The organism is Terriglobia bacterium, from assembly GCA_020073495.1.
Lineage (GTDB): Bacteria > Acidobacteriota > Terriglobia > Terriglobales > Acidobacteriaceae > JAIQFD01.
The window spans coordinates 485,693-501,371 of sequence record JAIQFD010000003.1 but is presented as its reverse complement, the minus strand read 5'-3'; the positions used below and the strand labels follow the sequence as shown (position 1 = coordinate 501,371).

Annotated in this window: 6 protein-coding genes; all 6 read right to left on the bottom strand. The window is 66.5% G+C overall.

What is annotated here, in order from left to right; all coding sequences use genetic code 11:
- Positions 1–262 precede the first annotated feature (262 nt).
- The 6 genes from LAN37_09535 to LAN37_09510 all read right to left on the bottom strand — a co-directional run bounded on the left by LAN37_09535 (position 263) and on the right by LAN37_09510 (position 15,600).
- Entirely contained in the window at positions 263–1,291 is a 1,029-nt protein-coding gene (locus tag LAN37_09535; GenBank protein MBZ5647450.1) for a hypothetical protein, read from the bottom strand.
- A complete protein-coding gene (locus LAN37_09530; GenBank protein ID MBZ5647449.1) occupies positions 1,284–2,135 on the bottom strand; it encodes a hypothetical protein in 852 nt (283 codons plus the stop codon). Before LAN37_09530 ends, LAN37_09535 begins: the two co-directional genes overlap by 8 nt.
- Complete coding sequence (locus LAN37_09525; protein ID MBZ5647448.1) at positions 2,132–3,916, bottom strand: hypothetical protein; 1,785 nt, start codon at positions 3,914–3,916, stop codon at positions 2,132–2,134. Before LAN37_09525 ends, LAN37_09530 begins: the two co-directional genes overlap by 4 nt.
- A complete protein-coding gene (locus LAN37_09520) occupies positions 3,913–11,274 on the bottom strand; it encodes a hypothetical protein (GenBank protein ID MBZ5647447.1) in 7,362 nt (2,453 codons plus the stop codon). The genes LAN37_09525 and LAN37_09520 overlap by 4 nt, the downstream gene beginning before the upstream one ends.
- Before the next feature lie 109 nt (positions 11,275–11,383).
- Positions 11,384–13,756 (bottom strand): VWA domain-containing protein, encoded by a 2,373-nt coding sequence (locus LAN37_09515; protein MBZ5647446.1) that lies wholly within the window; start codon positions 13,754–13,756, stop codon positions 11,384–11,386.
- Positions 13,753–15,600 (bottom strand): hypothetical protein, encoded by a 1,848-nt coding sequence (locus tag LAN37_09510; protein ID MBZ5647445.1) that lies wholly within the window; start codon positions 15,598–15,600, stop codon positions 13,753–13,755. The genes LAN37_09515 and LAN37_09510 overlap by 4 nt, the downstream gene beginning before the upstream one ends.
- Between the last annotated feature and the right edge of the window lie 79 nt (positions 15,601–15,679).

Here is a 15,679-nt window from a genome sequence, read left to right as displayed (position 1 = left end):
CGCCGGCCGGTAAGGGCGGCCCGGAATCGAAAGATTAGGACACGGCGGGCTAGGCCACGCCAGACTGATTCTGCTGGCCCCCGGCACATGAATCTGTGATTCATATCACAGGGCTCGGTGAGCGTTGGCCCTCTCCCCCGGTTGCCGTCCGGCGCCCCTTCCCCCGGAAGGTCCGCTAGGATGAGGGAAGAACGGGTATGTGAACGGGTCCCCGGAGGGACCGGAAAGTGTAGCTCCGGCCGGGGGAAAAGCCAACTGCGGCCTAACGCGAGGCGAGGGCCGCGGCCGTGACCACGGTGTTGGGGTAGTAGTGGTCCAGGATCTCCCGGAAGGTCTTGCCGTCACGGGCCATGGCGGCGGCGCCCTTCTGGCAGAGCCCCAGGCCGTGTCCCTGCCCTGACCCATCGGCGATCAGCACGCCGCCTTGCTCGCGGAGCCGGTAACTGTTGCTGGGCAGCGCGCTCCAGCCGCGCTGGCGCGCTACTTCCAACCGGCCGCGCTCACCCTCTACACGAACCGGAAGCTCGCGCGTCCAGGTTTCGGCATGGCTGCGGCAATACGGGCACTCGACCGCGAAATAGGGATAGTCGCGCAGCGGCAGGCCCAGTTCCGCGAGCGACCTGGTCCGCCCGCCGCAGGAGGAGGCGAACATGGCGGCGAAGGCCGCCCCGCGATAGGTCAGCACAATGCCGTGCGTCTCCCGCACCGCGGGCGCGACGAGCGAATTCTCCGGCGGCGGCTGGCGCAGGAACTGGCAGTGGGTGCTGTCGCAGAAATCAAAGATACTGTGGGCGTTTGCATGGGCGACATAGAACGACCGGGTCGCGACCGCCTGCGCTTTCAGGGCCTCGAGGAGCGCTCCGGGCGGGCTTTCTGCCGCCACCGCCGACGCCACCGCCAACTCCATCTCCATTCTGACCACCGGCACCAGCTCGCCGCTGCCGGGTACGATCTCCAGCACGCCGTGATACTGCCGGCGGATCTTCCCGGGAACGCTGAGCACGATGTCGGAGGCGCCGCCGTCCCGCGCATGGACCAGCACGCGTTGGCCCTGCCAGGAGCGCGAACCCGCCGCGACCTCGATCCTGCTGGTGGAGATCCGCAGGCGCGCAGCCCGGTTTTCGAGCGCGACACTTTCGCCGCCAACCTCGAGGACGAGGGCGGCATTCGGAGCCGGAGCGACCGTCAGTTCTTTGGCATGGAACAGCCCGAAGACGCCGATGCGGACACTCTGCGCGCCGGCGATGCCGCCCAGCAACAAAACGGCGGCGATGAGCCGCGACTTATTCATTCTTGAATCCAGTCTGCCCTTCCAGGCGGCGCAGCATCCGCCCCGCAGTGACTGCCGCGTGCGATCCTGGCACGCCGTGGACGCGGACCATCAGCAACAGCGTCGGCGCGTCGGCGGGCAGCAGCGCGACCACGAATCCATCCCCCGGCGCTCCACCGTGCGTGCAGGTCGCCGTGCCGGTCTTGGCCAGGGCGGGTCCCGAGTGCAGTCCGCGCCCGACTCCCTGCCCGGTCCCCACGCGTGCCGATTCCGCCATCCCGGCCAGCACCTCGCGCACCCCCGGATCCCACGGACGGCGCGCCAGCTCCAGGTACGCCCGCGCCAGGTGCAGAGGTGCGATGCGCCAGGAGTCGTCCAGGCCGACCAGTTGCTCCGGCGTGGCGCCCGACGGCGGAGCCTCGAGCCCGAAGCTGCGGAAAACGGTCTCGCTCTGCGCGCCACTCACTTCCGCCGCCAGCTCGCGAAAGTAGGAATTGCAGGAATAGGCGACGGCGTGCGCGAGGTCGAGATGCCCGTGGCCACGCGGCAGCCAGCACATGCGCCCGCCCGCGCAATCGTGCTCCGGGAAGCGAAAACCGTGAGAGCTGGCATAGGCCATGGCGGTGAAAGGCTTGACCAGCGATCCGACCGGGATGGGAGTTTCCGGGTCGTTCCAGCGCGCGGCCAGCACGCGCCCGCTATGCGCGTCTAATAAAAGATAAGAGATGGCGGGATCGGCGAAGTCGCGGCGCAGCATGGCCGAAGCCGCCTGCGCGAACAGTGACGGCTGCTCCGTCTCGGGCACACCGCCGCTGGCAGGCAAGGCCAGAAGCAGCGCCAGCGCCAACAGCACGGCGCGCTTCATTTCGCCCACACGTAGGTGACGGTCTGGCGCACCTTGTTGCCCGACTGCCGCACCACGATCGACTGCGACTTCACGTCCTTCAATGCCGCACTCAGGCTGGCGACGTTCTCAGAGAAGAACTCGGGTTCCCGCGGCGCGGCCTGATCTCCTTCCGGCGCGGGCACCATGCCTTCACGGAAACGCCTCTCCGCAGCGCTCTCGACCGGCGCGGCTCGGTCGATCAGCCCGGTCAGACGCAGGAAGTTTTCCCGCTCGCCGCTGTGGCTGAAGCCCGCGAGATAGACCGCCGGACGTGCTTTCGAAACCGCCGCGCTGCGCGACATCACGGCATCGAGAGCCTGCCGATCGTCGGAAAGGAAGAGATACCTTCCCTGGACCGCCATCGCCACCGGCATGAGACCGTCCAGTTCGTACGCCGGACCAACCGCGCGCCACTCCGCGCCCAGCTGGCCGGCGGTCAACCCGGGACGGATCGCAGCTTGCATGGCGCTGCGCATGGCATCGCCGTTCCAGTCCGCCGCGCCGACGAACACCAGCACTGTCCGCGAGCCGATGAAAACGCCATCGGGCGCGCGCTGCGTGGATTCCACCTGGAGCACAGCCTGCGGCGCGGCCTGTCCCAGCGCGCCTTCCAGCTCGTCGGTGGCGCGCTCGCTGGTGTAGCGCGAGACCGGCTGCTGGTCGATGCGCGTCTCCAGGTCGGACTCGCTTCCCGTCTCGCCCGAGGTGAGCGTCACCTGCGGCGCGAGTTTCGTCACCGGCGCCGGCCCGATGTGCGGTGTCAGGACCTTGGTGAGCACCAGCCGCAGCGCTTCCTTGGGCGTCGGGTTCGCCAGAGCGCGATAGATTCCGGCGCCGTCGGGCACGAGCTTCACCAGGTCGGCGACGGCCTTCGTTCCCTCAGCGGTGACCGCGCCGTGCGGCAGCTCTTCCCCGCCCTCGCCCTCGGCCTCCTGATCCCCGCCGCGAAGCAGCACGCGCTCTTCGCGATACTCGTCGGCGGAGCGGTACAAGTCCACGATGCCGGCCCAGTACTGCCGCGTCTCGGTAATGTTCTGCTGGATCCAGTAAGAGCGGAACTGCGGCGTCTGCGCGATCTCCGCCAGGTTGAGCACCATGCGCAGGTCACCCGCCTGCTTGGGGCCGGCAGCGACCGACTTTGCGTACCAGTCGGACTCGGCGAGCGTACGTCCCGCCTGGCCCGAGACCAGCGCTACTGCGCCCGCGATCAGGTCCTCGCGAGTGCCCAGCACAAGGTAGTCGTCGGTCGCCCCGAAACCCACCACGCGCTTCGATTCGGGGTCGGTGCGCACGTAGAAGTTCGCTCCGCCGACGCTGCGCGGCTCGAACTTCGTGCGCAATTGCCAGATGGCCGTCTGCATGGATTTCGCCGAGGGCATGCGCGTCACGTAGACGAACTCCAGCTTGCCGATGTCGTAGATGGCAAGCGCGCTCTGCTGCCCCGCGACCTCGGTGGCGAACTTCATGTCCGGCGGCAGCCCTGCCGCGACCGTGAACTGCTTCTGCGCTTCTTCCAGGCGCAAGAACAGACGCGAGCGCGCGAAGACGGAGTAGTTGTCGCTCTTCAGCCACGAGGCCTTCTGCGGCGAGGCGGTCCACTCCGCCAGCAGCCCGCCGAAGTCCTTGGCCTCCAGGTAGAGGAGCGCACCCGGCGGCATGAGCTTCACCAGCGGCTTGGGCGCAGACGCGACCGCCTGGTACGCGGCCCACGCGCCCACGGCCACCGCAATGATGGCAGCAGATCTCAGCACGCGTTTCATGGCGTCCTCCTTGCTATCGGGGCTACGGGTCCGGGCGGAGCGGCTCGAGCCGCCACCATGGGCCGCACCACGCGGTCCTGCTCGAGAGCAGGATGGATCATCGGCCGGCGCGCTTCGTTCTGCGCGTGACGCCGCATGCGCGCGCGCAGGTCGGCAATCTGCTTTTGGAGCGCGGCCTTCTTTTCCGGCGCGCTCTCCAGTCGGACCGCAGCGCTCAGGAACCGCATGGCCTCCGGCCAGCGGTTCAGCGCATCCATGGCGGACCCGATCCCCGCCGCAATGGAGGCACGCCCGCTTACCGGAATTTTCCCCAGAGTGAATTCGTAGTAGGTGGACGGCGCACCCGAGGTTTCGTCTTCCTCCTGGGCTTCAGCCCTGTTCCTGGCCGCGAGGAGCGAGTAAACGTTCTCCATCACGGGACTCAACGCCGCGATGGCGAGCTGGTCCTGCTTTGCCTCGAGCGCCGCGCGGAACAAGGGGATGCGGGCCGCATCGCGGTTGGGGAAATCTTCGACGGCCGCGCGCAAGAGCTGCATGCGAACCGCTAGCGACGTCGTCTCCTTAGCCGCCTTGAGCCGCGCCTCGTAGAAGAATGCGTGGCTGGCATCGGCCGCGCTCACCGGCGCACCCGAGCCGATGATGCGCAGCTCGTTCGAGCCCCAGATCCGCTCCGTGCTCGGCGCCGCGGCGGCGGCAGCTGCCAGCCGCGTGGCGTACGGCATCTCCATCGGACTGCGCGCGATGGCAACCAGCGCCGCGCGCGCGCCGACGGCGTCCTTGTTGGCCTTGATCTGCGCCTGCGCCAGCCTGACGCGCGCATCGGCGTTCCACGGCTGGGCCTTGACCAGCGCCTCCAGGAACTCCGTCGCTTCGGCCGGATGCCCGGTCTTGATCAGCAGCGACGCCGCCGCGTCCAGGTTCTCGAATGGCTGCCCGATGACCAGCGTAGCGCGATGCAGAAGGTCGAGCGCCCCCTTGATGTCGCCGGAGTCCAGGCGGATCTCCGCCAGTCCAAGCAGGTTGGCGGAGGTCAGAGTGTGTTCCTGGATCTCGCGAGTAAAGACGTATTCGAGGATCTTCCGGGCGGAGGCCTTGTCCTTCTTGTCCTGAAGTTTGCTGGCGACCTGCCTCAGGGTGTCCAACGGAGGCGCAAGTTCGGGATCGGCTCGGTACTCATTGAGACGAGCATCTAGCGTGCCAAGTGCAGACGCCACTTCTAGGCGCAACCACTCGACGTTGTGTCCGGCTTCCTCGGACTTTGTAATTTGCTCTAGCTCGCGATTTGCGCGGTCGTACTGCTTCAGGTCGATGAGATATGAGATCCACAGGTAACGCCAATGGAACGCTTCCTGCTGTGCGTAGTCGTGTTCTAGACCCTGCGAGCGCGAGAGGGCATCCTGTTTGTATCGCAGAACACGCTGGTAGATCGGCTCCTTGTATGTTGCGGGAATCCAACGATCGTTGACAAATTCAGTCACGACGGCAGTGGGATTGGGCGCCACCGATGCGAGATCGAGCAGCCACGCGACGCCGGCCGCATCGTTCCCCAGAGCCTTGTAGGCGTCGCGCAGGAGCGCCGAGTTGCGCCACGTGCCGTTCTTGCCGAGGTAGGCGCGCAGCACCGCGTCCACGTCGGCGCGGAACTCCCCGAAGATCTTGCGCGAGCCCAGATGCTCCATCACGCTGCCGAAGTCCCGCCAGAAGGTCTCCGGCACCTGGCGGCGTTTGACCTGGCGAGTGAGGATGGCCAGCGACTCGCGCCACTGCGCCTTCGCCTCCGCGCGATTGTTCTGTTTCCAGTGAATGACCGCCAGCTTGTCGTGGATGTCGGCGCGCTCCCCGCCCAGCTCCAGTGCGTGGCGGTAATCGGCGATGGCCCGCGGCGCGTCGCCCGCTTCGTTGTAATACTCGGCGAGCGTTTCGTAGGCCGCCGAGCGGCCGGGCGTCTGCTCCAGCGAAGCCGGCAGGTAGTCTTCCGCGTTCTCTTTTCTGGTGACGCTTCCTAGGTACTCGCCGTAGCGTCCTCCGAAATAGAACCAGATGTCGCCGGCGAGCTGCTGCGTGCGGTCCACGGGCTTGCCCAGCCGTTCGCCGATGGTGGATTCACCCAGGGCGGAGCGGAACGCCGTATCCACATTGGGAGACGCATCCCGGAAGTAGAGGCCGACCAGCCCAAGATAAGCGCGGACCCAGACCGATGGCAGCCCCTGTCCGCGCGCTCCCACGGCCAGTTGTGCCGTACGCGAGTCGCCGTTGGCGACGATGTAGTTGGCGCTCGCGTCGCGCTCGCCCGGATTCGCTTTGGCGGCCAGCGCAACCAGCGTCTGCGGATCATGCGCCAGCAACAGCTCGTAGTACCGCTGGACATTCCCGCCCAGGGCGTTTTGCGAGTGCATCGCGGTGAGGACACGCAGCTCGGCTTGCCAGTCTTCGCCCGCGCGATAGGCCTCGACGGCTTTCTGGGTGTACATGCCACGCTTGAATTGAGGCACTCTCGCCGCCATGCTCTCTATGAAGATGCCCAGTTCTTTGAACTTGAGACGCTTGGCTTGGAGTTCCGACACGCGCATCATGTGCCCCTGCGCGACATCCGGGGCGGCCTGCATCAGTTCGTAGCGCCAGCGCGCTTCCAGCTCGGGGATCCCCGCCGCTTGCGCCGCGGCGACCAGGAAGTCGTTAAGGTCTTGCGAGTTCGTGCCCGTGCGCTTCTGGGCCAGATAGGTGGCGAACTGCTCGCGCTCTTCCGGCGCGAAGTATTTCTCGATGGTGACGCCCATCTCGCGCAGGCTTGCGGCCATGCCGGCGCGCGCGGCATTGCGGCGGGTGGTTTCCGTCGCCCGCTTCAACGCATCTTCGTCGGAGTTCGGGATGGCCGGCTTGGCCAGGACCGCGTCCACGCCCGCCGAAACCGAGCGCACGATGCCGTCCAGCCGCTTCCATGCTTCGTCCTGCTTGCGCTGGCGGGTGAGGATGCGGATCCACAACTGGGCTCCACTGTGGTTCTGATACTCGCCGAGCACGCTGTCGCCCGAGGCTTTCATGCCCTGGTCGGCGAAGTCGCGCGCCTGCGCCAGCATGCCCCAACGTTCCAGCCGCTCGGCGACGTTGAAGTAATTCTGCGCCTGCTCGGGACGGCCCTCGATCAGCGCCAGCTCCAGCGCCTGAACCACCTCGGCGGTCTTGCCCTGGCGCGCCCGCACCTCGGCGATCTTCTCCATCCACTTCGGGTCTTTGTACTGGAGTTCGTAGAGCTTCTCGTAATCGCTCGCGGCCTCGTCGAAGCGCATCAGCCGCTCCAGTAGACCGGCGCGCGCGGTGCGCAGATCGGTGCGGTCGGGACGGACAGCGACGGCTTTTGTGTACGCATCGATGGCCGCCGGGTAGTCCTCGAAGTTGGCCTGGAGACGCGCCAGCACCACCGCCCAGCGGACGTCGCGCGGCGATTGCTGGACCGTCCTGGCGTAGAAATCGAGCAGCCGCTGCTTCAGGTCGTAGCGGCCGGCGTAGAACGCCGCCTCCGTGACCAGTCCCTCGTCCTCGGGATAGTTGTTGATGATCAGCATGTACTGGTCCACGGCGCCGGTGTAGTCCTTGAGCCGCGTGAGCGCCGGGATCAGCGCGCGCCGCAACCCGGCGATCTGGCCGGTCTTGAAGCCCGCCTCGATGGGCGCATTCTGGAAGAAGGTGATCTTCTCCAGGTAGAACTTCTTCAAGCCCTGGTCGTCGCTGGCGCGGGCGAAGGTGTCGGCCATGGCGGCCAGGTATTCGCTGTTGTACGGCTCCGCATCCATGAGCGGCACGATGATCTGCCGCGCCTGCTCGTACTGACCGGCCTCCGTCATCTTGCGCGCTGCCTCGAAGCGGAAGCGCTTGGCGAGATCGGGATACGCGTCTTTCGACGCCTGCACCAGCACGTCGATGGCGCGCTGCTGCTGCTTCATGCGCCAGAAAAAGTCCACGGTCGCGCGCACCACGCCCAGGATCTTCGGATGCTCGCTGTAGAGCGCCTCGACGTTACGCTGCGCCGCCGCAAAGTCCTTCTTGCCTTCGTAGAAGCGCACCAGCGCGTAGCGCAGCTCCAAGCGCCGGATGGGATCGGTAGTCAGCTCCGCCTGCCGCTCCAGCGCCCGCTGCCGCACCGACTCCAGCGATTTCTGTTGCGCCAGCGTCTCGACGTTTTCCACCAGCTCGAGCGCGGTGGCGCGCTCGACCAGCCCCATGAGGAACTTTTCCAGATCGTCCTTGCGCGCTTGCGCTTCGAGCACCGCAATGCGGAGGTTGATGGCTTCGGTGGGCGGATTGACCGGCGTGGTGGGTTTGACTGTCGCCTCTTCCACCAGGTCGCGATACTTGGGCCGCGTGGCCAGTTGCAGCAGGCGGTTCTGCGCCGGCGAGTAGCCTTCCTGCGCCAGCGCTCCCTTCATGTATTCCGCGATGGCCTGCGGGTACTCGCGCTTGCCTTCGTAGATCGCGCCCTCTTCGTAGGCGTACATCCCGGGACGGCCGAGCTTCGTCCGCCCGTCATTCAGCAGGCGCAGCGCGTTGTCGAAATCGAAGTAGTCCCAGAAGATGGTCGCGGCATCGAGATAGCCTCCCTGGTTGCCGGGCTCGAGCTCCGGCATCCTGTTCCAGTACGGCGCCGCTTTCGCGAACAGCTCGCGGTCGGCGTAGATGTCTCCGATGCGCGCCAGTGTGTCGCGATTTCCGGGGTCAGCTTTCAGCATGTTCTGCTCGACCTCGATCGCGAGGTCGGTATTGCGCGCATCGAAATACGCCAGCGAGCGATATACCGACGAGGCCCGCCGCCCCATCTCGAAATCCGCCGGGAAGACGCGTGCGATCGCGCCCAGCGGCGCGGCGGCGTCTTCGAAGTGGGAGCGCCACAGCTCGGCCTCGGCGACGAACCGCGTCTCAACTGGATTGGTTTTGGCCGCGTCGTCCCACTTGCCGCCCGCGACGTTTAGGTCTTTTTCGGCCTGCTGCAGTTCATTCTCGAGCTTCGCTCCGGAGAGCAACCGGAAGAACCAGTTGCGCAGGTCGTCGGCCTCCATCCAGTGCTCGCGGAGCAAACGCTCGTGGGCAGCGGCATCGCGCGTCTCCTTCCGCGAGTACGCGTTGAGCAGGTTGCGCACGAACGTCAGGTTGTGGGGGAAGCGCTGGTGGGCGTACTGATTGAGCTTGAGGTACATCTGCGGGCCGACCTGGAAATCGGCCTCGCGGACCACGCTCTCGAAATACGATTGCAGATCGGTGCCGGCGAAGATCCGCACCACTTCCGAGCTGAGCTGCTCAAAGTCTGACTTGCGCTTCTGCGCCAGGTACCAGCGGGCCAGTTTGTGATACCAGGAGCGGTCCTGGAACTGCTGGATGGCGCGTTTGTACACCTGCTCGGTCTCGGCGCCGATCTGGTTCTGTTGCAGGAATGCCGCCAGCCGCTCGTACAGCCCGGGATCGTTGGGATTGCGGTCGATCTCGCGACGAAGGATCGCGAGCGCCTGCGGCACCTGCTTCTCGGCGACCAGGCGTCCGATGTAACGTTCGAGGACGCGCGCATACTCCGGCGAGCGCGGCCCGCCCTGCGCTTCCGTAGCGTTCTCTCCGACCGCGAACGCCTTTTGTCTAGGCTTCTTGGGGATGCGTGCGGGCGCCTGCCCCTGCTCGCAGCCTTCCTCGCACTCCGCGGCTTCGCCTGCCGGAAGCCCCTGTTCTTCGACGGCTCCCGGCTGCTCCGCAGGCATTCCCTCGTAGACTCTCTCAGCCGTAGCCGCGCCCAGCGGGACCTGCTGAGCGCGTTTCGCCAGTTCCAGCAGGACTGCGTCGTAGATGGCGAACTCTTCCTTGGTCTGGGTCGTGCGCGAGTACGCGTCGGCCATCAGCAGCGCGACCTGCGTGCGCTGCGGCGCGTCAGCGAAATCCCCCAGAAACTGCTTGCCCTCGCGGATCACCGCTTCGCTGGCGCCGTAGTTCGCGTACATCTCGATCAACTGAGCGTGCAGCTCGGGCCGCCGCTTCGACGCCGGGTACGCCTGGTCGAATCGCACCAGCAGCTCCGCCGCCTTGGCGCGATGAAAGTACGGCACCGCGCGCTGCTCTTCCTGCGAGAATTTGTACGCCGGGTTGGTGGTGTTAAGGATCAGCGACAGGATGCCATTCAGGAACCCCGGCCCCTGGTCGAGCGTGGCGATGTCCTGGTAGATGGAGATCTCGCCCGCGCCCAGGCGCAGCGGCTGCTCCGGCGCCGTCAGCAGGATGGACGTGAGCCCGGCCAGCGCCTTCTCCTGCGCGTCCGGCCCCTGCGCGTTGTACAGCGCGTAGTAGTAACGCGAAGCTTCGGTGTAGGCGTGGACCTGCTCCAGCAGGCGCGCCAGCGTGTACAGCTCGTCCGCCGACCACTTTCCTTTGCGCTCTTCCTTGCGCAGCCGGTACTCGTCGATGGTCCGCTGCGCCACATCCAGCTTCCCCTGCTGCTGGTAGTAGAAGAAGATCCGCGCCAGCGCGTTGATGTCGTCGGGATCGGCGTCCAGCTGCGCGCGCCACTTGTCCCCGTACTTGCGCGTGCTGCGCGTCTCCTTGAGCAACTCGAAAAAGTTCTGCACCAGCTCCGCTGGCCACAGCGGCTGGAATGCCTGGTCGTATACCGCGAGCCCCTGCTCGACCGAGCCTTCCTTGTAATTCAGCAGCGCCTTCGCCTTGACCGGAAAGACGGTGTCGTCGGGAAAAGCCTTCTGATATTCCGCGATCGCCTGCTGCGCGCCGGGCCCGTCCTTTTGCTCGAGCAGGAACTGGAAATAGCGGATGAAAACGGACCGTTCCTGCGGATAGCGCGCCATCCACCCCTTGTACTGCGCCGCGCTCACGTCCTTGGGCAGGGCATGTGTCTGCGCCACCTGGAGGCTGCGCTCGAACGCTTTCCACGACCTCTGCTGCGCGGTCGGCGTCAGCGATTCGCTGGCCGGCGCGGGCATCTGTCCCACCACAGCCAGCGTCCGGATCTCGTCCGCGGGGCGGACCCGCCGGTGATAAAAATCCGCCAGCGTCAGGTTCGCGGCGCCCTTGTCCTGCGCCTTCTGCGCGTACTGCTTCCAGGCGGCCTCGGCAGAGTCGAAGTCCAGCGCCTGCTCGTCCTCCAGCGCGCGCAGCGAGTAAAGCTCCGCTTTGTTCGGCTGGCTCTTGATCAGGTCGGCGAGTGCGGGCCGGGTCTCGGACGGCGGACGCCGTCCCAGCACCGCTCCGCCGGGCATCGCCATCAGGCGGAAGAATGCATTCTCGACCGCAGTCTTCGCCTCGATGTTGATCACCCAGTCGGGCAGCGCGCCGCTGGCCGCGATCACGAACCCGAGTGTGATCGCGAGCGCCACGAGGATCGTCCGCCCGCGCGCCAAATTGATGGTGTCATCCCGAGCGAGCGCGCAGTCTTTGCGCGCGAGTCGAAGGATCCCTACTCTCTCGACGAACTCTGTCATCACGCTACGGAAGCACTTCAATCTGCACCTCCTGCGTGCCGGTGTTGTGAGCGATGTCCTCGGCGGTCACCGTCAAGCGGTAGGTCCCCGCCGCCAACTGCTCGGGGACGACCAGATCGCCCGTGTTCGCGCCTGCCTGCTGGTTCCAGCGGAGCGCGACCGGCGCCGCGCCCTCCAGCCGCGCCACCAGCGTGCGCGTGCTCTGCGACGCGCTCACCTTCAGCGCCATCGTCTCGCCTCGTCGGAACTTCTTTTTGTCGAGCCGTACCTTGATCACCGGCGGCGTGCTGGCGATGACGAATGTCTTCTGCTCGCGATAGGTGTTGCCGCCGCGGTCGCGCAGGATCAGCCGCACCGCGTAGGTCCCGTCCTGCATGTCGTCGGGCGCGAGGAAGCGTGTCTGCCAGATGTCCTCGTCCGTCAGGTAACGCAGCTTCTTCACCAGCCCGAAGGGGAACAGCGCGATCACCGAGACGATGGAGGGGTCGGTCTTGACCCTCAGCACCGGGTCGCCCGGCCGGATGACCCGCGGTCGCAGCAGCGCGCGCGGCACCGCCAGGAACGAGGTGTAAGGCGTCACAAACTTGTACTTGCGCGCCAGCCGGATGATCTCATCCACCGTCGCGCGGTCTTCGCCTTCCTTCTCGATCTTCTCCAGCAGCGCATCGACGCGCGCCCGCGCCCACAGACGCGGCAGCTGCGGATGCTCACTCGACTCGGCCGGCAGGTCCGCCGCCTGCTTCATGTCGAGCGCGACACCGTCGCGCACGCCGCGCGCCGCGAACGCGACTCCGCGCTGCGGCTCCTTGTACTGCCCAACCCACGATGCCATCGCGCCCGAAAACGCCGTGTCCTGTAACGGGTACACCATCTGCACCGCGGCCTGCGGCGCAACCTCCAGCCGCAACTGTCCCACCGGGCTCCGTCCGATCTTCGAGATGAACGCGTTGAGCTTGAATTCCGTGGGTTCGGTGGAGAGAACGTTCTCCAGCACGCCATCGTTGCGCGCCAGCATGCGCAGCAGAGGCAAGTTGGCGTCGTCGCCCACTCCCAGGATGTACGTGCGCGGCCGTTGCACCTCGGAAAGCTTCTTCCACTGCTGGCCATACCAGCCGGAGAGCTTCCCGCTGTTGATGATCCCGCGGTCCGCGCCGCCGTCGCTGAGCAGCACCAGGTACGCGCTGTTTCCCGCCAGCACGGCCTGCGCCAGTCCGGTCTCCAGCGCTTTTTGCAGATCGGTGCCGCCGCGCAGCCGGCTCACCTTCACGAATTCGAGCGCGCGCCCGACCGTGGCCGCTTCGGCCGCCACCGGCGCCGGCTGGAAGGTCTGGATCTGTGTATTAAAGAGGATGACGTTGAAGCGGTCGCTGGGCCGCAGCCCGCGCAGGATCTTCTCCATCGCCTCGTAGCTGCGCTCCAGCTTCTCCCACTGCATGGACAGCGAGTTGTCGAAGAGCAAGATCACCGACTTCGCGGCATCCTGTCCGCTGCCCCCTGCCTCCCGCTCCCTGCCCCCGGTCCCGATCAGCGCCTCCGCCTCAAAGAATCCCGGCTCGTTGGTGGAGCGCACCGGCGCCATCTCGTCCGGCGACGGCTGCCCGCTCACCGGGTTGCGGTAGGTCAGGACTTTCAGTGTGTCGGCGTTCGCGGGATCGAGCTGCCACTGCACGCTGAAGTCCTCGGTCAGCGCGATCTTGCGGGCCTCAAATTCGCCCTTGACTGCGTGTTCGGAGTTCTCGCTCAGCTTGAGCGGGAAGGTTTTCCCTCCGACCTGAAAGCCGCGGATGCCGTGCGCCGAATTGAGCTCGAAGTGGATCCACAGGTGCTCGGCGGTTTGTGCCTGGTAAGCGTCCGGCCGCAGCGGGATGGCGAAGTACGAGCGCAGGTTCTCCACCGGGATGCTCTCGTGGTATTCGATCTCCATTCGCTTGGTGCCCCACGCCGGGATGGGCGTGATCTTGGCGCTGAAGACGGCGCTGCGCCGCGCTTCTTCCGCGCCGCGTTCTCCCTGTTGCAGCAGCCCGGGATCGATGTACTGCTGCTTGAGCTGGTTGTAGATCTCTTCCGCCCGCTTGCGCTCCAGGATGACCGCCGGTAGGCGTGTCGGCCCGTCCCAGGTGGCGAAATCCGAAACCGTCGCCCGGCTGGGCAGCGCAAAAACATAGTTGCCCTCCTGGATCCCGCCGGTGTGGTTGGAAAAGATCTGGCGGACGAACACGCGCGCGTCACCGTTGTCGATGCGCACCGTGATCTCCATCTCTTCCAGGGAAAGCACCTGCGGGTCCGGCTGCGCCTTGTCGCGCGGGATCAGCACCCCCGCATCGCCCCAGCACGCCGCCGGCATCAGCAATAGAAGGAAGATAAGAAGGCGTTTCATCGGAAGTTCTGCTCCGCGATCCGCACCAGCCCGTTGTCGGTCCCCATGTACACGTATCCGCCGCTGGCCGCCAGCGCGGTGACGTTCTCCGACGGCAAGCCGTCGCGCACCACCGTCCACCGCTGCGACTCGCGGTCATAGACATACAGTCCGTGGCCCAGCGTGCCCGCGAACACGTGCTTCGCTGTCGCCAGCAGGGCGTTAGGATTGACTTCGAACTTGTCCGTCGCCACCTCGAACGGCTGGAAGTGCCCGGTTGCATCCAGCTTCACGATCCCCGCGCCGTACGTGCCCACGATCCATCCATTGCCCAGGGGGATCACCGCCGTGATCCAATTCGCCTTCAGCTCCGAGGTCGCCGTGGTGTAGCTGCCCACGATCTTTTCGTCGTCCAGCACGGACAGCCCGCCCAGCGTGCCCGCCAGCAGCCGGTCTCCGAACACTCCCAGCGCGTACACGTGGTTGTTCACCAGGCCATGGAAAGCGTACAGGCTGCGCGCCCCCGCGCCGTCGAGGAAGGTCAGCCCCGCGGGCGTCGCCACCGCCATCCCGCCGTGATACGGCACCACGTCGGTGACGTGGTCGGCGATCAGCCCATCGCCGCGCTTCAGCACCTGCTGCTCGTTCCCGCCGGCGTCGAACAGCACCAGCCCGTTCGCCGTCGCCACGTAGGTTTCCTCGCGCCCGCTCTGCGGCAGGATGCGGTTCACGCAGAACACGCGCTCGTCCTCGACGTGCACCGGGCGCGAGCTCGCGGAGTCGGTCACGATGTCGAGCCCGCGGTCGAAGTACCCCACCCACAGCCGTCCCCGGCCGTCCACCGCCAGCGCCGAGATATTGCGATCCGACAGCAGCGCGCCCTCGCGCGAGAGCACACGCTTCCACCCGATTCCCTGCCCGAGCTCGAACAGGCCGTCGCGGGCCAGGGCGTACACCGCGCCCTCGGTCTCGAAGAGTTGTTGCGTCTCGCCTGCGTCCCGAAACGCGTGCACCCGCGGCGAAGTCACACGCGAACGCTCCAGCGGCACTTCGGCGATTCCTTCATCCATGGTGCCGACCAGCAGGGTCTTGCCCTGGGGCAGGAGCGCGCGCGCGAACGCGCCCTTCGCCAGCACGCGCTGTTGCTTGCCGTCGCGAAACTCCGCCACGCCCACCGACGTCCCCACATACACGCTCTCCCCCGCGATGGCGATGGAGTGCACCTGCGCATCGGGCAGGCCTTCGGTCTCGCCGAACGTGTCCGTCTGCCCCGCATGGAAGCGCAGCACGCCGCGGTCGCGCGTCCCCACCCAGAGATCGGTCTCGTTGCCGGCGAGCGCGGTGACCTGAAGGTTGGCCAGTGTCGGGTGCAGTACGGTGATGGCATGCCCGTCATAGACGAGCACTCCTTTTTTCTGCGTGCCCATGAGCAGGCGACCGGAGGGAAGCGGAAGAATCGCGGTGATGCCGCGCGCCTGCGCGTCTTCAGGACGGATCTGCCGGAAGCTGCGGCCATTGAACGCCAGCACGCCCTCCGACTCCGTGGCCATCAGCAGTTCCGGCTCGCGCGCGTCGGCGAGCACTGCGCGCGCCATCTGGCCCAGGGGTGATGGCGGAAGCTCGCGCCCCACCAGGTACTGCTTCACCAGCGCGCCCCGCGCATCGTATTCGAAGATTCCCGCCGGGCCGCTGACGTAGAGCTTGTCCTCGAAGCGGGCCGCTCCGGAGAACACTGCGGGCGTGCTGATCCACTCGAATCCCGCCGCTGAGACGGATTCCACCCGCCGGACGCTGAAGCGGAAGTTCTTTTCCGCTGCGACCTGTTTTTCCGCGCCGTGCAGCGCGTGCAGCGCGCGCCAGTACACCGACCCGATTAGAAAAAGAAATAGGAGGGAGGCTCCGACGAGGGCACTACGCCACGGACGTTTTCCGGACCAGCTCACG